The sequence below is a fragment of the Streptomyces sp. NPDC046915 genome (assembly GCF_040644935.1).
Classification (GTDB): Bacteria; Actinomycetota; Actinomycetes; order Streptomycetales; family Streptomycetaceae; genus Streptomyces.
Map to the genome: position 1 here is coordinate 197,850 of NZ_JBEYXB010000011.1, position 22,955 is coordinate 220,804.

The window sequence follows — 22,955 nt, forward strand, 5'->3', positions numbered from 1 at the left end:
CATCCCAGCCCCATGGGCACGCACACGCGTGCCCATTTCTCTGCGGAGCGACAGCTCAGCGACGCGCGGCCCGTGCCAGCCGCTCCAGCGTGGCCGCCACCGCCGGCACCTGGGCCAGGTCGGGCAGGGTGAGGGCGACGATCTCCCGGCGCACCGCCGGTTCCAGGGCGAGGACGCGGACACCCCGGGGCCGTACGGACTCGATCGCGAGCTGAGGCAGCACGGCGACCCCCAGACCCGCGCCCACCAGGCCGACCACCGCCGGATAGTCATCGGTGGCGAAGTCGATGCGGGGCGTGAAGCCCGCGCTCTCGCAGACCTCCACCAGCTGCCCCCGGCAGCGCGGGCAGCCCGCGATCCAGGGCTCCCCGGCCAGTTCGCCGATGGCCACCGACTCCGCGCGCGCGAGGCGGTGCCGTTCGGGTACGAGACCCACCAGGCGGTCCCTCAGCAGCGGCCGTACGACGAGGTCGTCCCACTCCTCGGCACCCGCGGCCCCCTCGTACCGGAAGGCGAGCGCCACATCGCAGTCGCCCTCGCGCAGCAGTTCGACGGACTTCGGGGGCTCGGCCTCCTCCAGGGAGACCCGGGTGCCGGGGTGGGCGGCGCGCAGCGCGGCGAGGGCGGTGGGGACGAGGGTGGAGCTGCCGCTGGGGAAGGAGACCAGCCGTACCCGGCCGGCCCGCAGCCCGGCGATCGCGGCGACCTCCTCCTCGGCGGCGGTGAGCCCGGCCAGGATCCCGGACGCGTGCCGCACGAGTGCCTCGCCGGCCTGGGTCAGGCGCATCTCCCGGCCGCTGCGGATCAGCAGCGGGGTGCCGACCGACGCCTCCAGGGCCTTCATCTGCTGGCTGACCGCGGGCTGCGTGCAGCCCAGCTCGCGCCCCGCCGCCGAGAAGGAGCCGGTGGTGGCGACGGCGCGCAGGACGCGGAGATGACGGGCCTCTATCACCCCACGAGCATAAGCCTCCCTTGGGTGTGGAGCCCAATAATGCGTGGACGCTTTGGGAAGCGGTCCCGTACCGTGCGGCCATGAAGCTTCTCTCGGTCAATCTGGGCTGTCCGCGGGCGGTGCCGTACACGGACCAGCCCGCGGGCGTGACGGGCATCGACAAGCGCCCGGCCGACGGGCCGGTGCGGGTGGCGGCTCCGGGCCCCAAGGGAGTGGGCGGGAGCGGGCTCGCCGGGGACGCGGTGTGCGAGTTGCGCCACCACGGCGGGGACGACCAGGCGGTGTACGCGTACGCGCGGGAGGACCTCGACGCCTGGGAACGCGAACTGGGCCGGCCGCTGGCCGGCGGCCGCTTCGGCGAGAACCTCACGACGAGCGGTCTGGACGTCTCCGGGGCGCTGATCGGCGAGCGCTGGCGGATCGGTTCCGAGGTGGTTCTGGAGGTGACCTCGGGGCGGATCCCCTGCCGTACGTTCCAGGGCCACCTGGGCGAACGGGGCTGGGTGAAGAGGTTCACCCGGAAGGGCGCGACGGGTGCCTACCTGCGGGTGATCGAGCCGGGTGAGATACGGGCGGGCGATCCGATCGAGATCGCGCACCGGCCGGACCACGAGGTGACGGCGGCGATGCAGTTCCGTGCGGTCACCACGGAGCGGGAACTGCTGCCGCGCCTGCTCGTCGCCGGTGCGGCGCTGCACCCGGAGGCGCTGGCGGCGGCCCGCAAGTACGTGGCCGAACAGGGCCGCTGAGGGCCTGTCACCGTAGCGGACGCCGTCAGTCCGGGTAACTACCCTTGGGCCATGACAACGGCTCTGATTACGGGATCGACCGCGGGCATCGGCGCCGCGTTCGCACGGCGGCTGGCGGCGGACGGGCACGATCTGGTCCTGGTGGCGCGGGACACCAAGCGGCTGCGCGAGCAGGCGACCGAGTTGCACGACCGGCACGGCATCGAGGCGGAGGTGCTGACCGCCGACCTGGCGACGGACGACGGCATCGAGGTGGTCGCGACCCGCCTGGGCGACCGCAGGAACCCGGTCGACCTGCTGGTCAACAACGCGGGCTTCGGCAACAAGGGCCGCTATCTCGACGTCTCGATGGCGGACGAGCTGCGGATGCTGAAGGTGCACTGCGAGGCGGTGCTCCGGCTGACGTCGGCGGCGGCCGAGGCGATGCGGGAGCGCGGGCGCGGCGGCGTGGTGAACGTGGCCTCGGTGGCGGCCTTCCTGCCGCGTGGCACGTACGGCGCGTCCAAGGCGTGGGTCGTGCAGTTCACCCAGGGCGCGGCGAAGGACCTGGCGGGCAGCGGTGTACGGCTGATGGCGCTGTGCCCCGGCTTCGTGCGCACGGAGTTCCACGAGCGGGCAGGCATGGGCACGGACAACATCCCGAACTGGATGTGGCTGGACGCCGACAAACTGGTCGCGGCGGCGCTGGCCGATCTCGCGCGCGGCAGGTCGCTGTCCATCCCGGACCCCCGCTACAAGGCGCTGATGGGTCTGGTGAAGGTGGCGCCGCGCGGGCTGTTGGGCGGGATCAGCTCGCGGACGGGACGCAAGTACGGGCCCCAGTAGCGGACGGGTGGCGCCGTCGGTCCGGTGCGAAAATGGGGCATGACGGAACACGGAACCGGACCAGGGGGGCCGGAGGCGGCGTCATGACCTTCGTACAGCTCATCGAGTGCAAGACCAGCCGGTTGGACGAGATGAACCGGCTCCTGGACGACTGGGTCGAGCAGACCAAGGGGAAGCGGACCGCGATGCACGCGGTCGTCGGCAAGGACCGCTCGGACGCGGCGCACATCGTCGAGGTGGTGGAGTTCCCGTCGTACGAGGAGGCGATGCGGAACTCGAACCTCCCGGAGACCGACCGGATCTTCCGGGCCATGGTCGCCCTGTGCGACGAGATGCCCACGTTCACCGACCTGGACGTGGTGCGGGACGAGCCGTTGTGCACGCAGACCGTCCGGCGCTTCTACGAGACGCTCGCCACCCCGGGTGACCTGCCGCCGCTCAACGACCTGCTGGACGAGGACATCCACAGCCACGATCCGATCAACCCGCAGGACACGATCGGGCTGGACGCCGCCCGGAGCGAGTACCGGATGTGGCGGGCCGCCTTCGACTTCGCCTTCACGGTCGAGGACGTGATCGCCCAGGGCGACCGGGCCTGCGCGCGGTGGACCTGGAACGCCACGCACAAGAGGGACTTCCTGGGGATTCCCGCCACCGGAAAGCCGGTCACCATGACCGGGACGACCGTGTTCCGCTTCGGGGACAACGGGAAGATCGCCGAGGCCTGGTGGCAGCACGACCAGTTGGGGCTGATGCAGCAGCTGGGGGCGCTGGACGCGCTGGAGCGGTAGAGAAGATCACGAAGGGCCTACCCGCTGCCGACGGGGCGGGCCGGACCGGGCTTCTTCGCCGTCTGCGCCGCCTCCTTCGCCAGGCGTGCCGCCTCCTTCTTCTCCCGGGTCTCCCTTCTTGACCGCTCAACGCATTCGTCCCCTACGATTCGCCCCTCGATGAATGCGGGCCTCCAGAGCTCGCCGAGGGGGAGGGCCGCGGGTTGGCCGAGGACTGGCGGGGTGTGGTGAGCGGGGTCGCGTACTCCCTGATCTTCGATCGGGACCTCGACGACGCCGTGGTCGAACGGGTCACTGGGGTGCTGCTCAGGCAGCCCCTGTACCGACTTGAGCGGGAGGAGCAGTACCAGGCGCTTCTCCAGGCGGTCGAGTCCGGCGCGGATCTCGCCTCCCCGATCGCCGAGCAGCACAGCGGCGAGGACATCCGGGACTTCCTGCGGCGGGTGCTTGCCCGGATGGACACCCTTCGCCCGTGGTCCAATCCGCCCTACCTACGGCTGGACGGGCACCGCTTCCCGGAGGAGTTCTCCGGCGCCCGGGAGATCGCCCGGATAGCGATGGACCGCAATCACATCGGCGCGCGGATCGGCTGGTGGGACACCGTCCAGCAGGACGGCAGGGAGTGGGACGTCCTCCTGCTACGGCTCGCCTCCGGCGATGAGGTCGCCCTCGTCGTCGCCGCGGGTGCGGCGGGGCCCGTCGGGCTCCGCCACGCCGACCCAGGGCGCCCGGTCCGCTCAGTCCTGAAGGCGTTCTGCGCGGCCACCGGCTTCACCCGGCGAGAGGTCCGGCCGAACGGCCTGGCAGCCCTGCTCTGGTCCTTGGGCTGACCAGTGCGGGAGGGCAACCCCGCCGAGGAGTTCCAGGCCGTCCTGGAGTCGGGCCGTACGGACGCAGGAGTCTCCAAGACCGACCTCGTCAAGCCAGCGCGCCTGTGCGTCGGTGACCTCCGCGACCGAGTCCTGGACGGTCATCAGGCAGAGGCCCATCTTCAAAGGGCTTGATCGCAAAGGGAGTTGCGGTGTTATCGTCCCCCGCATGGCTGAACTGATCGCTCCCACGGCACGGTTGCGTTCCTCGTGGCTCACGGCGCGTGGCGAGTGGCAGCCCGGTGCTCACCAGGACGGGACCGGCCTGCGTCTGGTCGGTGACGATGACCTCGACAGCCCGGACGGGTTCGCCTCATGGGTCGAGCGCCTGCGGCAGCAGTCGGACCGGTCGCTGCCTGTCGGGGAGGGACGCGTCCACGCCACCCACTGGTGGATCGTCGACGGCGAGACGTATCTCGGGGCCATCGACCTCCGGCACTACCTGAACGCCGTGCTGCTGGAAGGCGGCGGACACATCGGCTACAGCGTCCGGCCTTCCGCCAGACGACGCGGACTGGCCACGTGGGCGCTGGGAGCGGTTCTGCTCAGGGCGCCGGCGCTGGGCCTGGACCGGGTCCTGCTCACCTGTGACGACGGCAACGCCGGGTCGGCGCGCACCATCGAGAGCAACGGCGGCGTCCTCGAAGAGGTACGCAGCACCGGGATCTGGGTCAAGCGCCGCTACTGGATCACCCTCGACGAGCCGCGCTCGACGGCGCGCCGAGGCTTGTAGTCCTCCGGGGGACCGACAGCCCCCACACCCCGGCGTCGCCTACACAGAATCCCGCTGTAGGCCCGTTTCTCTTGGTCAGGCGCCTGTAGGCGCCCATCGGCGCTCCCGGCAAGACCGTCTGGGCCGTCGTCCGTCAGTAGTGGTACCGGGCCTTGATGATCACGACTTCCTTCTCGGTGGCCCGGTAGACGAGCCGGTGCTCGTCGTCGATCCGGCGAGACCGGTAGCCGGACAGGTCACCCTTCAGCGGTTCCGGTTTACCGATGCCCGTGAACGGGTCACGCTGGATCTCACCGATGAGGCGGACGAGCTTACGGAACAGCTTTTTGTCGGCGTCCTGCCAGTACAGGAGGTCCTCCCACCCGGTGGGACGGAACCGTACGTCCCTCACTCCCCGTCCTCCGCCAGGGACTGAAGTTCCTCCATGCCCTTGGTGATCATCGGAGTGTCGGCCGCCTTGTCGGCGGCGACGGCCGCCATGAGGTGGGCGGCGTTTGCCGGCGAACGCAGCAGGTAGACGGTCTCCTGCCAGGAGCGGAAGTCGTCGGCGGACATCAGTATGGCGTTGCCGCCCCTGGAGGTGATCTCGACGGGCTCATGGTCGTCGTTGACCTGCTGGATCAACGGGAAGAGCCTGGCCCGGGCCTCGCTGGCAGTGATGGACACGGCCCTCTCCCTCCATGGGATCGACAGAACTGGTACGGGAATGCCGTACCAGTCACATGGTACAAGCATGTGGTGTCCCCGCGCCCCAAAGGAGCGCGGGGAACTGCGCGAACAACCCCGGCGAACCCGCACCCGGCAACGAGCCCGCCCCGGCAGACGTGAACCCGCCGGGGACAACGCCGAGTGCCCAGCCCCCCGCAGGGGACTGGGCACCGGTCAAAGCAAAGCGCAGCGCCTAGTGGGCGTGACCGTGGCCGTGGCCCGCGGCGGCCGGCTCTTCCTCTTCCTTCTTCTCGACGACCAGGGTCTCGGTCGTGAGCAGGAGGGAGGCGATGGAGGCGGCGTTCTCCAGGGCGGAGCGGGTGACCTTCACCGGGTCGATGACGCCGGCCTTGACCAGGTCGCCGTACTCACCGGTGGCGGCGTTGTAGCCGTTGCCCTTCTCCAGCTCGGCCACCTTGGAGACGATGACGTAGCCCTCGAGGCCGGCGTTCTCGGCGATCCAGCGCAGCGGCTCGACGGCGGCCTTGCGGACCACGGAGACGCCGGTGGCCTCGTCGCCGGTCTTGTCGAGGTTGCCCTCGAGGACCTTGACGGCGTGGACGAGCGCGGAGCCACCACCGGAGACGATGCCCTCCTCGACCGCGGCGCGGGTCGCGGAGATGGCGTCCTCCAGACGGTGCTTCTTCTCCTTCAGCTCCACCTCGGTGGCGGCGCCGACCTTGATCACGCACACGCCGCCGGCCAGCTTCGCGAGGCGCTCCTGGAGCTTCTCGCGGTCCCAGTCGGAGTCGGTGTTCTCGATCTCGGCCTTGATCTGGTTGACGCGGCCCACGACGTCCTCGGAGTTGCCGGCGCCGTCGACGAGGGTCGTGTCGTCCTTGGTGACCGTCACGCGGCGGGCGGAGCCCAGCACGTCCAGACCGGCCTGGTCGAGCTTGAGGCCGACCTCCTCGGAGATGACCGTGGCGCCGGTGAGGACCGCCATGTCCTGGAGCATCGCCTTGCGGCGGTCACCGAAGCCGGGGGCCTTGACCGCGACCGCGTTGAAGGTGCCGCGGATCTTGTTCACGACGAGGGTGGAGAGGGCCTCGCCCTCGACGTCCTCGGCGATGATCAGCAGCGGCTTGGAGGCACCCGCCTGGATGACCTTCTCAAGCAGCGGCAGCAGGTCCTGGATCGAGGAGATCTTGCCCTGGTTGATGAGGATGTACGGGTCCTCGAGGACGGCCTCCATGCGCTCCTGGTCCGTCACGAAGTACGGCGACAGGTAACCCTTGTCGAAGGCCATGCCCTCGGTGAAGTCCAGCTCCAGACCGAAGGTGTTGGACTCCTCGACGGTGATGACACCGTCCTTGCCGACCTTGTCCATCGCCTCGGCGATGAGCTCGCCGACCTGCTGGTCCTGGGCGGACAGCGCGGCGACGGCGGCGATGTCGGACTTCTCGTCGATCGGCCGGGCCGAGGCGAGCAGGTCCTCGGACACCGCGGCGACGGCGGCGTCGATGCCCTTCTTCAGGGCGGCCGGGGAAGCACCGGCGGCGACGTTCTTCAGGCCCTCGCGGACGAGCGCCTGGGCCAGCACGGTGGCGGTGGTCGTACCGTCACCCGCGATGTCGTTGGTCTTGGTCGCCACCTCCTTCACCAGCTGGGCGCCGAGGTTCTCGTACGGGTCCTCGATCTCCACCTCACGGGCGATGGTGACGCCGTCGTTGGTGATGGTCGGGGCGCCGAACTTCTTGTCGATGACGACGTTGCGGCCCTTGGGGCCGATCGTCACCTTGACCGTGTCGGCGAGCTTGTTGACGCCGCGCTCGAGGGCGCGACGGGCGTCCTCGTCGAACTTCAGGATCTTCGCCATGGGAGCGTAGCCCTCTCGGGAAATCTAGGGTGCAAACAATGCTGTCGGTCAAACGAACTGCGCCCCCGGCGCCCGGCTTGTTAACGGTCGCGGGGGCCGAGGGCGCAGCTCGAAGCAGGAATGCTCGAGGTGATTACTTCTCGATGATCGCGAGCACGTCGCGAGCCGAGAGAACGAGGTACTCCTCGTTGTTGTACTTCACCTCGGTGCCGCCGTACTTGCTGTAGAGCACGACGTCGCCGACGGAGACGTCGAGCGGAAGACGGTTACCGTCCTCGAAGCGGCCCGGGCCCACGGCCAGGACGACGCCCTCCTGGGGCTTCTCCTTGGCGGTGTCCGGAATGACCAGGCCCGAAGCCGTGGTCTGCTCGGCGTCCAGCGGCTGGACCACGATGCGGTCCTCGAGCGGCTTGATGGCAACCTTGGAGCTGGCGGTCGTCACGATCCGACCTCCCCCTTCGGAGATCTCACGGGGTTAACTGTCTGAGGTGGCGACCAGGTCGATCCGTCGTCGCGGGTGCCGGACCTGCCCGTCGCTGTGTTGGCACTCTCCTCTGTCGAGTGCCAGAGCCGAGACTATGACCGCGATTAGCACTCGGTCAAGCGGAGTGCCAATTGCCGTGCGGCGCGTCTGCTGTGGGGGTGGGCTCAGTGGGCCTCTGCTGGGGGCCACGCCCCCAGACCCCCCATCGGCCTGAACGGCCTCGCCCTCAAACGCCGGACGGGCTGAGTTGTGCCGCGGCCGAGGTTTGGGAGTCCCCTCAGATGTAGTCCTCCAAGCGGCCCACCGTCAGGCCCCGGGACTGCACCTTGCGCAGGAGGCGTTGGGCGGTGGGGGCCTCGGGGGCCATCTGGATGATGTCGCCGGGGCGGAGGTGGTGGGGGCCCCTGGTGTAGGTGAGGGTGCCGGTGGTCATGGAGGCGCGCCAGAGGACCACGGCCGAGACTCCGCAGTCGGCGGCGGCGTGCAGGGTGGTGGTGTCGTACGTGCCGTGGGGCGGGCGGAAGAGGTGGGGGCGGAGTTTCTGCCGGCGGTCGCAGATCTCGGCGCTGTCGGTGCGGAACGCGGTGACCGGGAGGCGCAGTTCGCGGACCATGTCGGCGAAGCGCGGGTCCTTCTCTTCTCCGTCGTCGTGAGTGTCGTTGGTGTCGTAGGTGAGGAAGACGACCTTGTCGGGGGTGGGGACGTGGTCGACGACCGGGGGGAGGTACGGGCCCCTCCGGCGGGGCGTGCGGAGGCGGAGGGGGACGCGGGCCGGGGGGTTCGGGGCGGGGGGCAGCGGGGTTCGCAGGCCCCAGTGGCGGTACGCGAGGTCGCGGGCGGGCGCGGGGTGGCGTACCCGCTGGGCCGCTTTCTCGCCCAGCCGCTCGATGGGGTCGACGGACTGGGCGCAGCCGGCGAGGAGGAGTGCGGCCCCGGTGAGCGCGGCGGCGGCCTGGGCCCGGTGTCGCCGCCACCGCCGCCTCACAGGTAGTCCTCCAGGCGGGCCACCGCGTATCCCTCGCGGGTGACCTTGTTCAGGAACCGGCGCATGTCGTCGATCATCGTGCCGTTCCAGTCGTCCCGTCCCCGGAAGTGGGTCAGGACGATGTCCCCGGGATGCAGGCTCCGGTCGTCCTCCCGGTACTCCCAGTGGTCGACGAAGACCTCCTCGTCCCAGATGGGCGCGTACTTGATACCGCAGGACTTGGCGGCGACGAGGGTGTCGTGGTTGTAGTTGCCGTAGGGCGGGCGGAAGACGGTCGGGCTCTTGCCGAACTGCTTGCGCATGATCCGCTGCATGCCGCAGATCTCGTCCCGCTGCTCGTCGTAGGACAGGCCGGGCAGGTAGGGGTGGGTGAGGGTGTGGTTGTTGAGGGTGATGCCCTTGGCCTGCATCCTGCGGAAGTAGCCGTAGTCGTCCTCGACCAGGTAGTTGCTGAGGAACGCGGTGTAGGGGATCTTCAGGTCGCTCATCATGCGCAGGAAGGCCGGGTCCTTCTCGGCGCCGTCGTCGATGGTGAGGAAGACGACCTTCTGCTTGGTGGGGATCGTGGTGAAGACGGGGGGCAGGTGCAGTTCCTCCTGGTCGTGGACCTCGAATCCGGCGCGGGCGGTGATCCTCGGTTTGCGGGCGGGGGGCGGCGGGGGTGTCAGGGGGACCCCGTCCAGGCCCCAGCGTTTCGCGGCGGCGACCAGGGCGGTGTGGGAGGCGCGCAGCCGCGAGGCGTAGGAGTCCAGGGCCTCGGCGGGCCCCTGGTGGCGCTGCTGGCCCGGGGCGGGCCGGACGTCCGGGGCCGCGTCCGGTGCCGTACAGCCGGAGACGACGACGCCGGAGACGACGGCGGCCACGGTGAGCGCGACCAGGCCGGTCCGGGAGGCCGCCCGCCTCCGCCATGCACCATTTTTGTCATTTTGTACTACTACTCGCATGGTGCTGGATCTTCGCAGTACCCCCGACCCGAACCCGCCCGACACCGCCGCCGCGGGCGCACCATCCACCGACTGGCCCACAATGACCCGGTGAACGACCTGCTCCCCTTCCACTCCCTGCTCACCCCCGAGGGCCGCGCCCTCCTCGACGAGGTGCGCGGCACGGCACCGGCCGAGGAACTCGCCGTCGCCACCCGCCTGCGCCGCGACCACCCCGCCGACCTGGTCTCGGCCGCCCTCGGCCAGGCCCGGCTGCGGCAGCGGGCGGCGGCGAAGTTCGGGGCCGAGGACGCGGAGCGGATGTACTTCACGCCGAACGGGGTCGAGCAGTCGACCCGCACGAGCGTGGCGGGCTACCGGGCCGGCCGGCTGAAAGAGCTGGGGGTGACGTCCGTCGCCGACCTGTGCTGCGGCATCGGCGGCGACGCGATCGCCCTCGCCCGCGCCGGGATCCGCGTCCTCGCCGTGGACCGCGATCCGCTGACGGCGGCCGTGGCCCGCGCGAACGCCCAGGCGCTGGGGCTGGCGGACCTCATCGAGGTGCGGGAGGCGGATGTCACGGAGGTCGACACCGCCGGGTACGACGCGGTCTTCGTCGACCCCGCCCGGCGCGGCGGACGGGGCCGCATCTTCGACCCGGAGGCCTACTCGCCGCCCCTGTCCTGGGCCGTCGGCGTGGCGTCCGCCGCCCGGGTGGCCGCCCTGAAGATCGCCCCCGGCATCCCGCACGAGGCGGTCCCCGCGCGGGCCGAGGCCGAGTGGATCTCCGACGGCGGGGACGTGAAGGAGGCGGTGCTGTGGTTCGGCGCCGGCACCGGCGGCGCGGCCGTACGGGCCACGCTGCTGCCGGGGCCTCGCTCGTTGCTCTCCCGGGGCCTCCCCGACCCCGAAGTACGGCCCGTGGGGCGGTACTTGTACGAGCCCGACGGCGCCGTCATCCGGGCGCACCTGGTGGCCGAGGTCGCCGAGGAGGTGGACGGCGGGCTGATCGACCCGACCATCGCCTACATCACGGCGGACGCCCCACGGCCGACGGTGTACGCCTCCGCGTACGAGATCACCGACCGGCTCCCCTTCAACCTGAAGAAGCTGAAGGCCCTGCTCAGGGAGCGCGAGGTCGGCGTCCTGACCGTGAAGAAGCGCGGCTCGGCGGTCGAACCCGAGGAGCTCCGCAGGAAGGTCAAGCCCCAGGGGCCGAACTCGGCGACGGTGTTCCTCACCCGGGTGGCGGGGGCACCGACGATGCTGATCGGCCACCCGCTGGGGTGACTCACGCGCACTCCCCCGCCCTCCGCAACAGCATCTCCCGTTCCCGCTCGTTCCGGGTCAGCCGTGCCGCGCGTTCGAAGTCCGCGCGTGCTTCCGCCGGGCGGCCCAGGCGGGCCAGGAGGTCGCCGCGGACGCTGGGGAGCAGGTGGTAGTCGCGGAGGGAGGGTTCGGCGGCCAGCCGGTCCACGATCTCCAGCGCCGGGGCCGGGCCCCGCGCCATCGAGACGGCGACCGCGCGGTTCAGCTCCACGACGGGGGACGGGGCTCGGGCGGCGAGCAGGTCGTACAGGGTGGCGATGGCCGCCCAGTCCGTCTCCTCGTAGGTGTAGGCGTGCGCGTGGCAGGCCGCGATCGTCGCCTGGAGGGCGTACGGGCCGGGGGCGCCGGTGGCCGTGGCCTCGGCGCGGCCGAGGGCCGTGACGCCGCGGGCGATGAGCATGCGGTTCCAGCGGCGGCGGTTCTGGTCCTTCAGCAGGACCGGCTCGCCGTGCGGGCCGGTGCGGGCGGCGGCGCGGGAGGACTGGAACTCCAGGAGGGCGGTCAGGGCGTGCACCTCCGGCTCCTTGGGCATCAGGGCGGACAGCACGCGGGCCAGCCGGAGGGCGTCCTCGCACAGGGCGGGGCGCAGCCAGTCGTCGCCGGCGGTGGCCGCGTAGCCCTCGTTGTGGATCAGGTAGATGACGTCGAGGACGGAGCCCAGGCGGGCCTCGCGGTCGGGGCCGTAGGGGACCTCGAAGGCGATGTTCCGCGTCGCGAGGGTGCGCTTGGCACGGACGATGCGCTGGGCGATCGTCGGCTCCGGCACGAGGAAGGCGCGGGCGATCTCGGCCGTGGTCAGGCCGCCGAGCAGGCGCAGCGTGAGCGCGGTGCGGGCCTCGGGGGACAGCACCGGGTGGCAGGCGGTGAAGACCAGGCGGAGCAGGTCGTCGTCGATGTCCTCGGGGTCGGCGGGTTCCGGCGGCCCGGCCGTGGTCTCCAGGTCGCGGCCGATCTCGGCGAGCTTGCGGGCGTAGTTCTCGCGGCGGCGAATGAGGTCGACGGCGCGGCGCCGTGCGGTGGCCATGAGCCAGGCGCCGGGGTTGTCCGGCACGCCGTCCCGGGGCCACTGCTCCAGGGCGGCCACCAGCGCGTCCTGGGCCAGTTCCTCGGCGATCCCGATGTCGCGCACGATCCGGGTCACGCCGGCGATGAGGCGGGGCGACTCCAGGCGGAAGACGGTCTCGATGGCCGTCTCGACGGCATCGGCGGTCTCGGCGGTCTTGGCGGCCTGGGCGGTCTTGGCGGCCTGGGCGGCGGTGGGCTGCTGTTCCACAGCCCACCATGCAACACCCCCGGCCGGGTCTGCGCCAATGAGCGATCAGCCCTCGATCTCCCGGACCTCACAGGTCACGGTCCAGAACTCCTCGTGGACCTTCAGGAAGCGCTTGGTCCACTCCAGCGCCTCGGCCTTGTCCTTGCACTGCATGAGGGCGTAGCCGCCGATGACCTCCTTGGTCTCGGTGAAGGGGCCGTCGGTGACGGAGAGCCGCCCGTTCTCCCAGTGGACCCGGGTGCCCTGCGCGGAGGGGGTGAGCCCGGCGGTGTCCAGCATCACGCCGGCCTTGGTGATCTCCTCGATCAGCTCCCCCATCCGCTGCATCAGCTCGGGGCTGGGGCCCTCGGCGGGGGTGTTGTTCTCGTCGATGCGAATGAGCGACAGGTAGCGGGGCATGGTGACTCCTTCGGTGGGCCGGCGGGGGCTCTCCCCGCCTTCTCACCCCTGCGTCGAACGGGAGACACCCGGATCGACAGGCTCCCCGGAATTCTTCGAAGATTTTTTTGTGGCCCTAGCGCAGCGACTTCCACAGCTTGCTCGCCGCCGGTTCCTTCGCGATGACCCGGTTGGGGTCGGAGGGGGCTGTGACGACCGGCATCATCACCGTCCTGACCTGGTCGGCCGTGAGGCCCTTCAGGCTCTGGCCCAGGTGCATGAGCTCGCTCAGTGAGTTCAGGCCGGTGTCCGTCGTCAGGCTTCCGGTGATCGCGTCGGCCACCTGGTAGAGCTTGGCGGGGTCGGTGAGGAGGTCGGTGGCGGCGATCTGCTCCAGGAGGGCCTTCACCAGTTTCTGTTGCAGGCCTATGCGGCCGAGGTCGCTGCCGTCGCCTATGCCGTGCCGGGTGCGGGCCAGGGCCAGGGCCTGCTTGCCGTTCAGGTGGTGGGTGCCGGCCGCGAGGTGGAGGTGGCTCTTGTCGTCGTCGATGTCCTGGCCGGTGGTGACCGTGACCCCGCCGAGGGCGTCGACCAGTTTGGCGAAACCGGAGAAGTCGATCTCGATGTAGTGGTCCATGCGGACGCCGGTGACCGACTCGACCGTCTTCACCGCGCACACCGGCCCGCCCAGCGAATAGGCGCTGTTGAACATGGCGTTGTACGCCACCGAGGTCGAGCCGCCCGACGACAGCGGGCAGGAGGGGCGGGTGACCAGTGTGTCGCGCGGGATGCTGACGACGGTGGCCTCGGTGCGGCCGGCATCGATGTGCACGACCATCGCCGTGTCGGAGCGGGCGCCGGAGCTGTCGCCGCCGCCGAGCTCCTTGTTCGCCTTGCCGCTGCGCGAGTCGGAGCCGAGGACGAGGATGTTCAGCGCCTCGGTCGGCAGCGGGGACGCGGACGCCGAGGCGGAGGCGGAGACGGACGGGGTGGTGACCGCCTTCGCCGGACGGTCGTCGCCCAGCGCGCTGTTGATGTCGACGCTGCGGATGTTGTTGTTCAGGTGCCAGTACGCCCAGCCCGCCGCCGCGCCGCCGAGCACCAGCGCCGCGGCGAGGGTGAGGCCGGCGGCCTTCACTACCGCCTGCCGCCGGCCCGTCCGTCTGTCCCCGTCGTGTCCCGTCACGAGGAGGAACGTAAGTCCGAATTATTAGGAGAGTGTTAGCGAGATCCGCCCGAGGCGGTTTTCTTCGGAGAATCTCACGCTTCTCATCCCCCGCTCAGCTCAGTTCAGTTCAGCTCAGCTCAGGGTCACCGTGGGCACCGGATTGCTGCCGCTCCAGGACGCGTTGAACCCGAAGGTCACCGAGCCGCCGTCCGGGACCGACCCGTTGTACGAGGCGTTCGCGCAGGTCACGGCCGAACCGGACTGGGTGCAGCCGGCGTTCCAGGCCTGGGTGATCTGCTGGCCCGCGCCATAGGTCCAGCTCGCCTTCCAGGAGGACAGCGAGGCCCCGGCGCAGGCGATCTTCACCTGGCCGGTGAAGCCGGTGTTCCACTGACTGGTGACGCTGTACGTCGCCGTACAGGCGCCGTTCGTCGGCGGCGGGGTCGTGCCGCTGCCGCCGAGCGCCTCGGCGATGCCGTAGTAGGCGGGCTTGGGGCTGTAGTTCTCGTCGTACGGTGTCGCCGCCCCGTACCCCGGGAAGGTGCTCGGCACCCATGAGTCGGAGTCGGTGAAGCCCCACACGGTGACGTTGACGCAGCGGGTGACCGCCACGCAGGCGGCCACCACCGACTTGAAGTCGGCGGCCTGCTGGGCGAGTTTCGTGCTGTCGGCGGGCAGTGCCATCCGTACGTCCAGCTCGGTGATCGCCACGTCCACGCCGAGATCGGCGAAGCGCTGGATGTTCTGCTGGAGGGTCGACGGGACCTGCCCGAGGATCAGGTGGGCCTGGAGGCCGACGCCGTCGATCGGAACGCCCTGCTGCTTCAGGGACTTGACCAGGTTGTAGAGGGCGGTGCTCTTGGAGTTGACGCCTTCGACGTTGTAGTCGTTGATGTACAGCTTGGCGTCCGGGTCGGCCGCGTGGGCCCAGGTCAGAGCGTTCGCTATGTAGCCGGAGCCGAGGCCGTTGTACCAGAGGGTCGAACGGTAGGTGCCGTCCTCGTTGAAGGGCTCGTTGACCACGTCCCAGGCCGCGATCTTCCCCTTGTACCGGCCCACCTCGGTGCTGATGTGGTTCTGGAGCAGGCTGCTGAGCTGCGCGGACGTCCAGCTGCCGTTGGTCAGCCAGCTCGGGTTCTGGCTGTGCCAGACCAGGGTGTGGCCGCGCACCTGCTGGTTGTGGGCCTGCGCGAAGGCGACGATCTGGTCGGCCTCGGTCCAGTTGAAGCTGCCCTGGGTGGGCTCGACCGAGCCCCACTTCATGGCGTTGCCCGGGGTGAGCGAGCTGAACTGCGACCCCGCGATGTCGCCGTAGCTCCCGGTGAGTTTGGAGCCGGTGACCGCCGTGCCGATGACCTTGCCCTTCGCCGCCCCGAGAGTACGCAGGGGCGTGTCCGCGGCGTGGGCGGTCGTGGCTCCGGCGGCGAACAGACCGACGGCCGTCAGGGCGCCGGTGGCCAGCGCGGCCAGCCGCCTGGCCAAGGGAGTTCTGGAGGATCTCATGCGGGTGCCTCCGAAAGTTTCGGTCGTGCAACCGATTGACTTCGGAGGAGTGTGGGCGCACCCGCACCACCCGTCAATACGTCAACTTCCGGCCACGCCCGTCACGGCGCGGCGGGGGCCGTCGTACTGCTGCGCACCACCAGGCTCGTCGCCAGCTCCACCCGGGTCGCCGCCGTGGAGGCGTCCTCGCGCCCGAGGTCCAGCACCAGCTTGGCCGCGGCCTCGGCCATCTCGGTCAGCGGCTGCCGTACGGTCGTCAGCGGCGGCCCCACCCAGCGGGCCACCGGCAGGTCGTCGAAGCCGACCACGCTCAGGTCCTCCGGAATGCGCAGCCCCAGCTCACGGGCGGCCTCGTACAGCCCGAGCGCCTGAAGGTCGTTGCCCGCGAAGACAGCGGTGGGGCGGTCGGGGCGGCCGAGCAGCTCCAGGCCCAGCCGGTAGCCGGCCTCGTGATGGAAGTCCCCGGCCTTGATCATGTCCTGGTCGACGGGCAGCCCGGCGGTCTCCAGCGCGGCCCGGTAGCCGTCGACCCGGGCGCGGCTGCACATCATCCGGGAGGGGCCGCTGATCGCGCCGATGCGGGTGTGGCCGAGCTCGACGAGGTGGCGGGTGGCGGCGAGGCCGCCCTGCCAGTTGGTGGCGCCGATCGAGGGCACGTCGGCGCCCGGGTCACCGGCCGGGTCCATCACCACGAACGGGATGGACCTGCTGGTCAGCAGGGCGCGCTGAGACTCGTCGAGCCCGGAGAGGACCAGGATCACGCCGTGCGGGCGGCGGGCGGCGACCTGGTCGGCCCAGGTCCGGCCGGGGGTGAGCCGCCCCGCGCTCTCACTGAGCACGACACTCAGCCCCGCGTCCCGGGCCACGTTCTCCACCCCCCGGATGACCTCCATCGCCCAGGCGCTCTCCAGCTCGTGGAAGACCAGGTCGATCAGGGGCGAGCGGGAGGCCTCGGCGCGCCGCCGCCGGTAGCCGTAGGCGCGCAGGAGCTCCTCGACGCGGGTGCGGGTGGCGGGGGCGACGTCGGCACGGCCGTTGAGCACCTTCGAAACAGTCGGAGCGGAGACACCGGCCTGACGAGCGATTTCGGCGAGGGTCGCGGTCTGCGTTCCTGCGGGCTTCGGAGGCTTCATGCGGGCGATCGTATCCCTGCACACCCTCTTGACGAAGACCTTGTCCCGCCATAGGTTCCCGGAACATTCGATGTTAAGTCCGAAACATTCGTGAGCAGAGACGGGAGTTACATGACAACCGTTCCTTGGCGCGACTCCGCCCTGCCCGCCGCCGCCCGTGTCGACGACCTGCTCGCGAGAATGACCCTGGAGGAGAAGGCCGCCCAGCTGTACGGCGTATGGGTGGGTGCCGCCACGGACGGCGACGGCGTCGCCCCGCTCCAGCGCGAGATGACCGCCGACTACGACTGGGACGAGCTGATCACGCTCGGCCTCGGCCAGCTGACCCGCTCCTTCGGCACCGCCCCCGTCGACCCGGCGCTGGGCGCGCAGGCACTGGCCCGCGCCCAGCGCCGCATCGCCGCGGCGGGCCGCCTCGGCATCCCGGCGGTCGCCCACGAGGAGTGCCTGGCGGGCTTCACGGCCTGGGGCGCCACCGCCTACCCGGTGCCGCTGGCCTGGGGCGCGACCTTCGACCCGCCCCTCGTCGAGGAGCTGGGCCGGCGCATCGGCCACGACCTGCGCTCGGTCGGCGTCCACCAGGGCCTCGCGCCCGTGCTGGACGTCGTACGGGATCCGCGCTGGGGCCGCGTGGAGGAGACGATCGGCGAGGACCCTTACCTGGTCGGCACGATCGGCACGGCCTATGTGCGGGGCCTGGAGTCCGCCGGGATCGTCGCCACGCTCAAGCACTTCGCCGGGTACGCGTCCTCGGCGGGCGCGCGGAACCTGGCGCCCGTGCGGGCCGGGGTCCGGGAGTTCGCGGACGTCACCCTGCCGCCCTTCGAGATGGCGCTGCGCGAGGGCGGGGCGCGCTCGGTGATGGCGGCGTACACCGAGACGGACGGTGTCCCCGCGTCGGCGGACCCGGGCCTGCTGACCGGACTCCTGCGGGAGCAATGGGGCTTCACGGGAACGGTGGTCGCCGACTACTTCGGCATCGGCTTCCTCGAAACCCTGCACCGGGTCGCCGGCACCGAGGCCCAGGCGGCGCGGCTGGCGCTGGAGGCGGGCATCGACGTGGAGCTGCCCACCCTCAAGTGCTACGGAAAGCCGCTGGTGGCAGCGGTACGGGAGGGCAGCGTCCCGGAGGCGCTGGTGGACCGGGCGGCCCGCCGGGTGCTGACGCAGAAGTGCGAACTGGGCCTGCTCGACGAGGACTGGCGGCCGGAGCCGGCCGGCCCGGTCGACCTGGACTCGGCGGCGAACCGGGCGCTGGCCCGCCGACTGGCCGAGGAGTCGGTGGTGCTCCTCGACAACCCCGACGGCCTGCTGCCGCTGGCCCCCGGCACCCGTGTCGCGGTGGTCGGCCCGCGCGCGGCCGACGCGCTGGCGATGCTCGGCTGCTACTCCTTCCCCTCCCATGTCCTCACGCACCACCCCGAGGTGCCGACGGGCATCGGCGTCCCGTCGGTCCTGGAGGCCCTGCGCGCCGAACTCCCCGACGCCAAGGTGACGTTCGCGGAAGGCTGCGGGGTGTCCGACCCGGATACCGCCGGCTTCGAGGAGGCGGTGGCCCGCGCGGCCGAGGCCGATGTGTGCGTGGCGGTGCTCGGCGACCGGGCCGGGCTGTTCGGCCGGGGCACCTCGGGCGAGGGCTGCGATGTGACGGACCTGCGGCTGCCCGGCGTGCAGGGCGATCTGCTGGACACGCTGATCGCCACCGGCGTCCCCGTGGTGCTGGTCCTGCTGACCGGCCGCCCGTACGCCCTCGGCCGCTGGCACGACCGGCTGGCCGCCGTGGTCCAGGCGTTCTTCCCGGGGCAGGGGGGCGGGCCGGCCGTGGCGGGAGTGCTGTCGGGCCGCGTGAACCCCTCGGGCCGCCTCCCGGTGAGCGTCCCGCACGTCCCCGGAGGCCAGCCGTGGACGTACCTCCAGCCGCCGCTGGGCCTGGCGGACGAGGTCAGCAACCTCGACCCGACGCCCCTGTACCCCTTCGGCCACGGGCGCTCCTACACGACGTTCGGGTGGGAGGACTTCACGGGCACGGATCCGCGGATCGGCACGGACGGGTCGTACGACCTCTCGCTCACGGTCCGCAACACCGGCGACCGCGCCGGAGCGGAGGCCGTCCAGCTGTACCTGCACGACCCGGTGGCCTCCGTGACCCGCCCGGACGTCCGCCTGATCGGCTACCGGCGGGTGGAACTGGAGCCCGGGGAGGCGGTCCGGGTCACCTTCCGCTTCCACACGGACCTGTCGGCGTTCACCGGCCGTTCGGGTACAAGGGTGGTCGAACCGGGCGCCCTGGAACTACGGTTGGCGGCATCCAGCGCGGACGTACGGCACACGGCACGGCTGAGCCTCACGGGTCCGGTACGGGAACTCGGCGCCGGCCGGCGGCTGCGGTGCGAGACGGAGGTGTCGGGGGCGGGGTGACCCCCGGCGGGCGGGGACACGGGGGACGCGGTGGCCCGATTGGTGCACCACGAGCTGATGGCCGCGCTGGCCTGGCTGACCGGCATGGTGGCCGGCTCCGCGGTGGCGGCCGGTGTGCGCGGGATCCCGCAGGTGCGGGCCGGGGCCGTGGCACTCTGGGCCGCCGTCGCGTCCGGGTGCCTCCTGCTGTCGGTTCTCCTGCGGGCCTCACGGCTCAAGTGGATCGGTGACATCCCCACGTTCGAGTCCGCGGCACCCCTGCCGGCCGACGGCCGCTCCCCGGGCCGCAGTTGGTTCGACCCGGGTCTGCTCGTCCTTGTCCCTGCCGACGGCGGCACTGACGTTCTTCTCGGCGCAGTCCTGGCCGTTCCTGCTGCTGCTGTCACTGGACTGGCCGGCCAAGGCGGCGGTGTGCGCCCACTGGGAACGCAGGAACGGCCGGCTCGTGTGGCGAGGGGCCTTCGCGAGCGAACCGTGGCGACTGGCCTACTCCCCCGTCAGTCGGACCCCACCGACTCGAACCGCCACCGATGCACCGCCCTCGTGACCAACTCCCCGCCCGGCTCCGGCAGTTCGGGCAGCTCGGCGTCGTACTCCGCGTCCCACCAGGTGATGACGAGGACGCGGTCCTGCGGGGCGCGCAGGGTCTCCCGGCGCAGCGGCTCCCGGGCGAGTCTCTGCACCCGGGCCCAGGCCAGCAGTTCCCCGCCGCGCCCCGCCACCGCGCGGGCCTCCCACATCAGGGCGACCGTCACGAGTACAGGTTCTCCTTGCTGACCTCGTGGACGTGGTCGTGGCCGGGGACGTGCGGGTCGGTCACCGGCAGGGAGGAGTCCGCCGACAGGTCCCAGCTGGAGGCGGCCCGGTTGCGGGCGACCATCTCGGCGCCGAGGGCGGCCACCATGGCGCCGTTGTCCGTGCACAGCTTGGGGCGCGGGACGCGCAGCCGGATACCGGCGGCCTCGCAGCGCTCCTGGGCGAGGGCGCGCAGGCGGGAGTTGGCGGCCACGCCGCCGCCGATCATCAGGTGGTCGACGCCCTCGTCCTTGCAGGCGCGCACGGCCTTGCGGGTCAGCACGTCCACCACGGCCTCCTGGAAGGAGGCGGACACGTCACGGACCGGGACCTCCTCGCCCGCCGCCCGCTTGGCCTCGATCCAGCGGGCCACGGCCGTCTTGAGGCCGGAGAACGAGAAGTCGTACGCAGGGTCCCGCGGGCCGGTCAGGCCGCGCGGGAAGGCGATGGCCTGCGGGTCGCCCTCCTTGGCGTAGCGGTCGATGACCGGGCCGCCGGGGAAGCCCAGGTTGAGCACACGGGCGATCTTGTCGAAGGCCTCGCCCGCCGCGTCGTCGATGGTCGAGCCCATCGGGCGCACGTCCGAGGTGATGTCCGAGGACAGCAGCAGGGAGGAGTGGCCGCCGGACACCAGCAGCGCCATCGTCGGCTCCGGGAGCGGGCCGTGCTCCAGCTGGTCGACGCAGATGTGGGAGGCGAGGTGGTTCACGCCGTACAGGGGCTTGCCGAGGGCGTAGGCGTACGCCTTCGCCGCCGAGACGCCGACCAGCAGGGCGCCCGCGAGCCCCGGGCCCGCGGTCACCGCGATGCCGTCCAGGTCCCTGGCGGAGACACCGGCCTCCTTCAGCGCGCGGTCGATGGTGGGCACCATCGCCTCCAGGTGCGCCCTGGAGGCGACCTCGGGCACCACTCCGCCGAAGCGGGCGTGCTCGTCGACGCTGGAGGCGACGGCGTCCGCCAGCAGGGTGTTGCCGCGGACGACGCCGACGCCGGTCTCGTCGCAGGAGGTCTCGATCCCCAGGACCAAGGGTTCGTCAGCCATTGCTCTCTGTGCTCTCTGTTCCTTGTTCAGGGGTGGAACCGGGGACGGAACCGGGGACGGAGCCGCCGTCGGGTTCCGTGGTGAGGCGCATCACCAGGGCGTCCACGTTCCCCGGCTGGTAGTAGCCGCGCCTGAAGCCGATGGGCGTGAAGCCGAAGCGTTCGTACAGCTTCTGCGCGCGGACGTTGTCCACGCGGCACTCCAGCATCACCTCGGTGCACTCGAAGGCGGTCGCGGCCCGCAGCAGTTCGGCCAGCAGCAGGCCGCCCAGGCCGGTGCCCTGGAGGTCGCGGGTGACGGCGATGGTCTGGATGTCGGCCAACTCGCCCTGCGCGGCCAGGCCGGCGTAGCCGACGATCCGGCCGCCCGTCTCGGCCACGACGTACCGCCGGGTCGCCTCGGCGCCCCGGGAGTGGGCCAGCTCGGACCAGAACATGCCCCGCGACCAGGCGTCCTCGGGGAAGAGGCCCTTCTCCAGCTCCAGCACGGGGTCGATGTCCCACCAGCGCATCTCGCGCAGTCGAGGGGTTGCGGGTTCGGTCACTTGGGGGTGACCACCTTGTAGTTCTTGGGGACCTGGGCGTCGGGGCGGCGCAGGTACAGCGGCCGGGGAGCCTGGAGTTCCTCGCCCGCGGCCAGCTTCCCGGCGGCCAGCGAGGCGAGGGCGGCGGCGGAGACGTGCTCGGGTGCGTGCGCCTGCGGGAAGGTGTCGGGGTAGAGCAGGGCGCCCGCGCCGACGGCCGGGAGCCCCGTCACCCGCTCGGCGATGTCGGCGGGCCGGTCGACGGCGGGGTCGGTCAGCCGGGTGCGGGAGTCGGCGTACTTCGCCCAGTAGACCTCCTTGCGGCGGGCGTCGGTCGCCACGACGAAGGGGCCCTTCTCGATGTCGGCCGCGTAGGCGAGGGCGTCGAGCGTGCACAGGCCGTGCACGGGCACGCCGAGCGCGAGCCCGAACGTGTCGGCGGTCATCAGGCCGACGCGCAGCCCGGTGTAGGGGCCGGGCCCGATGCCTACGACGATCCCGGTGACGGCGTCGAGCTTCAGCCCGGCCTCGGCGAGCACGCGGTCGACGGCCGGCAGCAGCAGCTCGCCGTGCCGGCGCGCGTCCACCTGGCTCGACGAGGCGATGACGTCCGTGCCGTCGTGCAGCGCGACGGTGACGGCGGGGGTGGCGGTATCCAGAGCGAGCAAGAGCACGCGAACAGCCTACGGCTCCAGCGCGTACGCGGCGGCCGTCCCGGTCAGGTGGTCACCGACTGCTACCGTCTGCATAAAGTTCTGTACGAAGTACGACAAATGATGTAATACGGCGACGCGAGACAGAGGTGGGCGTACGTGGCAGGGACCAGCGCGGGAATCGTGGCCGGGCTCACCGCGGCGGCCGTCGGTACGGTCGGTTTCCTCGCCTACCAGGCCTCCGCCACGGTCCCGGCCGGCCTCGGCGACAAGCCCCGGGCGAGCGCGTCACTCCTGGCCAAGGCACCCCGGGACCGGAGGAATCCCACCGCGCTGCCCGCCGTCTCCGGATCGGGTGAACGGGTCGTGTACTCGGTGGACGACGACCGGGTGTGGCTGGTCGGCGAGCACAACCAGGTCGTGCGCACCTTCAAGGTGAAGCCCGGCCGGGTCGATCCGTACCCGGGCGCGTACGTGGTGACGTCCCGCTCGCACGCGGTCACCGGCACCGACGGCGTCCCCGTCGAGCACGTCGTGCGCTTCACCAGCGTGGACGACGTCGCCATCGGCTTCAGCGCCGCGGTGAACCCGGACCTGACCCCGGCACCGGACCCGGCCGTGCGCACCGGCGGCATCAGGGAGACCCGTACGGACGGGCAGGCGATGTGGATGTTCGGGACGATCGGGGTGCCGGTCGTCGTGGTCCGGTAGCGCGCGGTAACGCTATGCCGCGTCGCGGTGCCGCTCTGCCGGATCCAGTTGTTCCGGCTCGGGGTTCCGCGGGGGGTTCGAGATCGCCTCGGCCGCCGCGCAGGAGGCCAGCAGGTCGCGCATGGACACCCCGGCGGACATGGGCGGCCGCCACGGCACCGTGGGCTGGGGAGCGGGCATGGGACGCCTCC

General features: G+C 71.4%; 25 protein-coding genes. 8 read left to right on the plus strand and 17 right to left on the minus strand.

Features of this window, described 5'->3' with window-relative positions; translation table 11 throughout:
* Positions 1-55: 55 nt before the first annotated feature.
* Positions 56-952 (minus strand): LysR family transcriptional regulator, encoded by an 897-nt coding sequence (locus ABZ915_RS27940; RefSeq protein WP_361808806.1) that lies wholly within the window; start codon positions 950-952, stop codon positions 56-58.
* An 80-nt stretch (positions 953-1,032) separates the two neighbouring features.
* Here ABZ915_RS27940 and ABZ915_RS27945 point away from each other — a divergent pair, with 80 nt between their 5' ends.
* From ABZ915_RS27945 to ABZ915_RS27965, 5 genes are all read left to right on the plus strand, one after another.
* Positions 1,033-1,701 carry an MOSC domain-containing protein gene (locus ABZ915_RS27945; protein WP_361808809.1) on the plus strand — a complete coding sequence of 223 codons (669 nt, stop codon included), beginning with the start codon at positions 1,033-1,035 and terminating at the stop codon, positions 1,699-1,701.
* A 51-nt stretch (positions 1,702-1,752) separates the two neighbouring features.
* Entirely contained in the window at positions 1,753-2,526 is a 774-nt protein-coding gene (locus ABZ915_RS27950; protein WP_361808812.1) for an SDR family oxidoreductase, read from the plus strand.
* 83 nt (positions 2,527-2,609) lie between these two features.
* Positions 2,610-3,317, plus strand: coding sequence for an ester cyclase (locus ABZ915_RS27955; protein ID WP_361808814.1), 708 nt, complete (start codon positions 2,610-2,612; stop codon positions 3,315-3,317).
* A 203-nt stretch (positions 3,318-3,520) separates the two neighbouring features.
* Positions 3,521-4,147, plus strand: coding sequence for a hypothetical protein (locus ABZ915_RS27960; RefSeq protein WP_361808817.1), 627 nt, complete (start codon positions 3,521-3,523; stop codon positions 4,145-4,147).
* 208 nt (positions 4,148-4,355) lie between these two features.
* Positions 4,356-4,919: a GNAT family N-acetyltransferase gene (locus ABZ915_RS27965; RefSeq protein ID WP_361808820.1), complete on the plus strand. Its 564-nt coding sequence runs from the start codon at positions 4,356-4,358 to the stop codon at positions 4,917-4,919.
* Between the two features lie 133 nt (positions 4,920-5,052).
* Here the strand turns inward: ABZ915_RS27965 and ABZ915_RS27970 are convergent, their stop codons facing one another.
* The 6 genes from ABZ915_RS27970 to ABZ915_RS27995 all read right to left on the minus strand — a co-directional run bounded on the left by ABZ915_RS27970 (position 5,053) and on the right by ABZ915_RS27995 (position 9,859).
* Positions 5,053-5,310, minus strand: a complete 258-nt coding sequence (locus tag ABZ915_RS27970; protein WP_361808823.1) for a Txe/YoeB family addiction module toxin — start codon at positions 5,308-5,310, stop codon at positions 5,053-5,055.
* The gene (locus ABZ915_RS27975) at positions 5,307-5,585 is read right to left on the minus strand and encodes a type II toxin-antitoxin system Phd/YefM family antitoxin (RefSeq protein ID WP_361808826.1); all 279 of its coding nucleotides are present in this window, start codon (positions 5,583-5,585) and stop codon (positions 5,307-5,309) included. Before ABZ915_RS27975 ends, ABZ915_RS27970 begins: the two co-directional genes overlap by 4 nt.
* 235 nt (positions 5,586-5,820) lie before the next feature.
* Positions 5,821-7,446 carry a chaperonin GroEL gene (gene groL, locus ABZ915_RS27980; protein ID WP_361808829.1) on the minus strand — a complete coding sequence of 542 codons (1,626 nt, stop codon included), beginning with the start codon at positions 7,444-7,446 and terminating at the stop codon, positions 5,821-5,823.
* Between the two features lie 133 nt (positions 7,447-7,579).
* Entirely contained in the window at positions 7,580-7,888 is a 309-nt protein-coding gene (gene groES, locus ABZ915_RS27985; RefSeq protein WP_132856129.1) for a co-chaperone GroES, read from the minus strand.
* Positions 7,889-8,207: 319 nt separating this feature from the next.
* Complete coding sequence (locus tag ABZ915_RS27990; protein ID WP_361808832.1) at positions 8,208-8,915, minus strand: hypothetical protein; 708 nt, start codon at positions 8,913-8,915, stop codon at positions 8,208-8,210.
* A complete protein-coding gene (locus ABZ915_RS27995; protein ID WP_361808835.1) occupies positions 8,912-9,859 on the minus strand; it encodes a polysaccharide deacetylase family protein in 948 nt (315 codons plus the stop codon). Before ABZ915_RS27995 ends, ABZ915_RS27990 begins: the two co-directional genes overlap by 4 nt.
* A gap of 90 nt (positions 9,860-9,949) precedes the next feature.
* On the opposite strand from ABZ915_RS27995, the gene ABZ915_RS28000 reads away from it, so the two are divergent.
* Positions 9,950-11,128 (plus strand): class I SAM-dependent methyltransferase, encoded by a 1,179-nt coding sequence (locus ABZ915_RS28000; RefSeq protein ID WP_361808838.1) that lies wholly within the window; start codon positions 9,950-9,952, stop codon positions 11,126-11,128.
* A gap of 1 nt (position 11,129) precedes the next feature.
* On the opposite strand, the gene ABZ915_RS28005 is transcribed toward ABZ915_RS28000, so the two are convergent.
* From ABZ915_RS28005 to ABZ915_RS28025, 5 genes are all read right to left on the minus strand, one after another.
* The gene (locus tag ABZ915_RS28005; protein ID WP_361809109.1) at positions 11,130-12,353 is read right to left on the minus strand and encodes an RNA polymerase sigma factor; all 1,224 of its coding nucleotides are present in this window, start codon (positions 12,351-12,353) and stop codon (positions 11,130-11,132) included.
* 132 nt (positions 12,354-12,485) lie between these two features.
* On the minus strand, positions 12,486-12,839 hold the full coding sequence (locus ABZ915_RS28010) for a YciI family protein (protein WP_361808841.1): 354 nt from the start codon (positions 12,837-12,839) through the stop codon (positions 12,486-12,488).
* Between the two features lie 115 nt (positions 12,840-12,954).
* Entirely contained in the window at positions 12,955-14,004 is a 1,050-nt protein-coding gene (locus ABZ915_RS28015) for an LCP family protein (RefSeq protein ID WP_361808844.1), read from the minus strand.
* Between the two features lie 114 nt (positions 14,005-14,118).
* Positions 14,119-15,489 carry an endo-1,4-beta-xylanase gene (locus tag ABZ915_RS28020; RefSeq protein WP_361808847.1) on the minus strand — a complete coding sequence of 457 codons (1,371 nt, stop codon included), beginning with the start codon at positions 15,487-15,489 and terminating at the stop codon, positions 14,119-14,121.
* Between the two features lie 101 nt (positions 15,490-15,590).
* Positions 15,591-16,622 (minus strand): LacI family DNA-binding transcriptional regulator, encoded by a 1,032-nt coding sequence (locus tag ABZ915_RS28025; RefSeq protein WP_361808849.1) that lies wholly within the window; start codon positions 16,620-16,622, stop codon positions 15,591-15,593.
* A 111-nt stretch (positions 16,623-16,733) separates the two neighbouring features.
* Between ABZ915_RS28025 and ABZ915_RS28030 the strand changes: the two genes are divergently transcribed.
* A complete protein-coding gene (locus tag ABZ915_RS28030; RefSeq protein ID WP_361808852.1) occupies positions 16,734-19,040 on the plus strand; it encodes a glycoside hydrolase family 3 N-terminal domain-containing protein in 2,307 nt (768 codons plus the stop codon).
* A gap of 497 nt (positions 19,041-19,537) precedes the next feature.
* Here the strand turns inward: ABZ915_RS28030 and ABZ915_RS28035 are convergent, their stop codons facing one another.
* The 4 genes from ABZ915_RS28035 to tsaB are packed head-to-tail and all read right to left on the minus strand — an operon-like array spanning position 19,538 to position 22,074.
* Complete coding sequence (locus tag ABZ915_RS28035) at positions 19,538-19,795, minus strand: hypothetical protein (protein WP_361808855.1); 258 nt, start codon at positions 19,793-19,795, stop codon at positions 19,538-19,540.
* Positions 19,792-20,877 (minus strand): tRNA (adenosine(37)-N6)-threonylcarbamoyltransferase complex transferase subunit TsaD, encoded by a 1,086-nt coding sequence (gene tsaD, locus ABZ915_RS28040; RefSeq protein ID WP_361808858.1) that lies wholly within the window; start codon positions 20,875-20,877, stop codon positions 19,792-19,794. Before tsaD ends, ABZ915_RS28035 begins: the two co-directional genes overlap by 4 nt.
* On the minus strand, positions 20,870-21,421 hold the full coding sequence (gene rimI / locus ABZ915_RS28045) for a ribosomal protein S18-alanine N-acetyltransferase (protein WP_361808861.1): 552 nt from the start codon (positions 21,419-21,421) through the stop codon (positions 20,870-20,872). The genes tsaD and rimI overlap by 8 nt, the downstream gene beginning before the upstream one ends.
* Positions 21,418-22,074, minus strand: a complete 657-nt coding sequence (gene tsaB / locus ABZ915_RS28050) for a tRNA (adenosine(37)-N6)-threonylcarbamoyltransferase complex dimerization subunit type 1 TsaB (RefSeq protein WP_361808864.1) — start codon at positions 22,072-22,074, stop codon at positions 21,418-21,420. Before tsaB ends, rimI begins: the two co-directional genes overlap by 4 nt.
* A gap of 138 nt (positions 22,075-22,212) precedes the next feature.
* Here tsaB and ABZ915_RS28055 point away from each other — a divergent pair, with 138 nt between their 5' ends.
* The gene (locus ABZ915_RS28055; RefSeq protein ID WP_361808867.1) at positions 22,213-22,764 is read left to right on the plus strand and encodes a hypothetical protein; all 552 of its coding nucleotides are present in this window, start codon (positions 22,213-22,215) and stop codon (positions 22,762-22,764) included.
* Between the two features lie 12 nt (positions 22,765-22,776).
* Here the strand turns inward: ABZ915_RS28055 and ABZ915_RS28060 are convergent, their stop codons facing one another.
* Positions 22,777-22,944 carry a hypothetical protein gene (locus tag ABZ915_RS28060; protein ID WP_361808870.1) on the minus strand — a complete coding sequence of 56 codons (168 nt, stop codon included), beginning with the start codon at positions 22,942-22,944 and terminating at the stop codon, positions 22,777-22,779.
* Positions 22,945-22,955 lie beyond the last annotated feature (11 nt).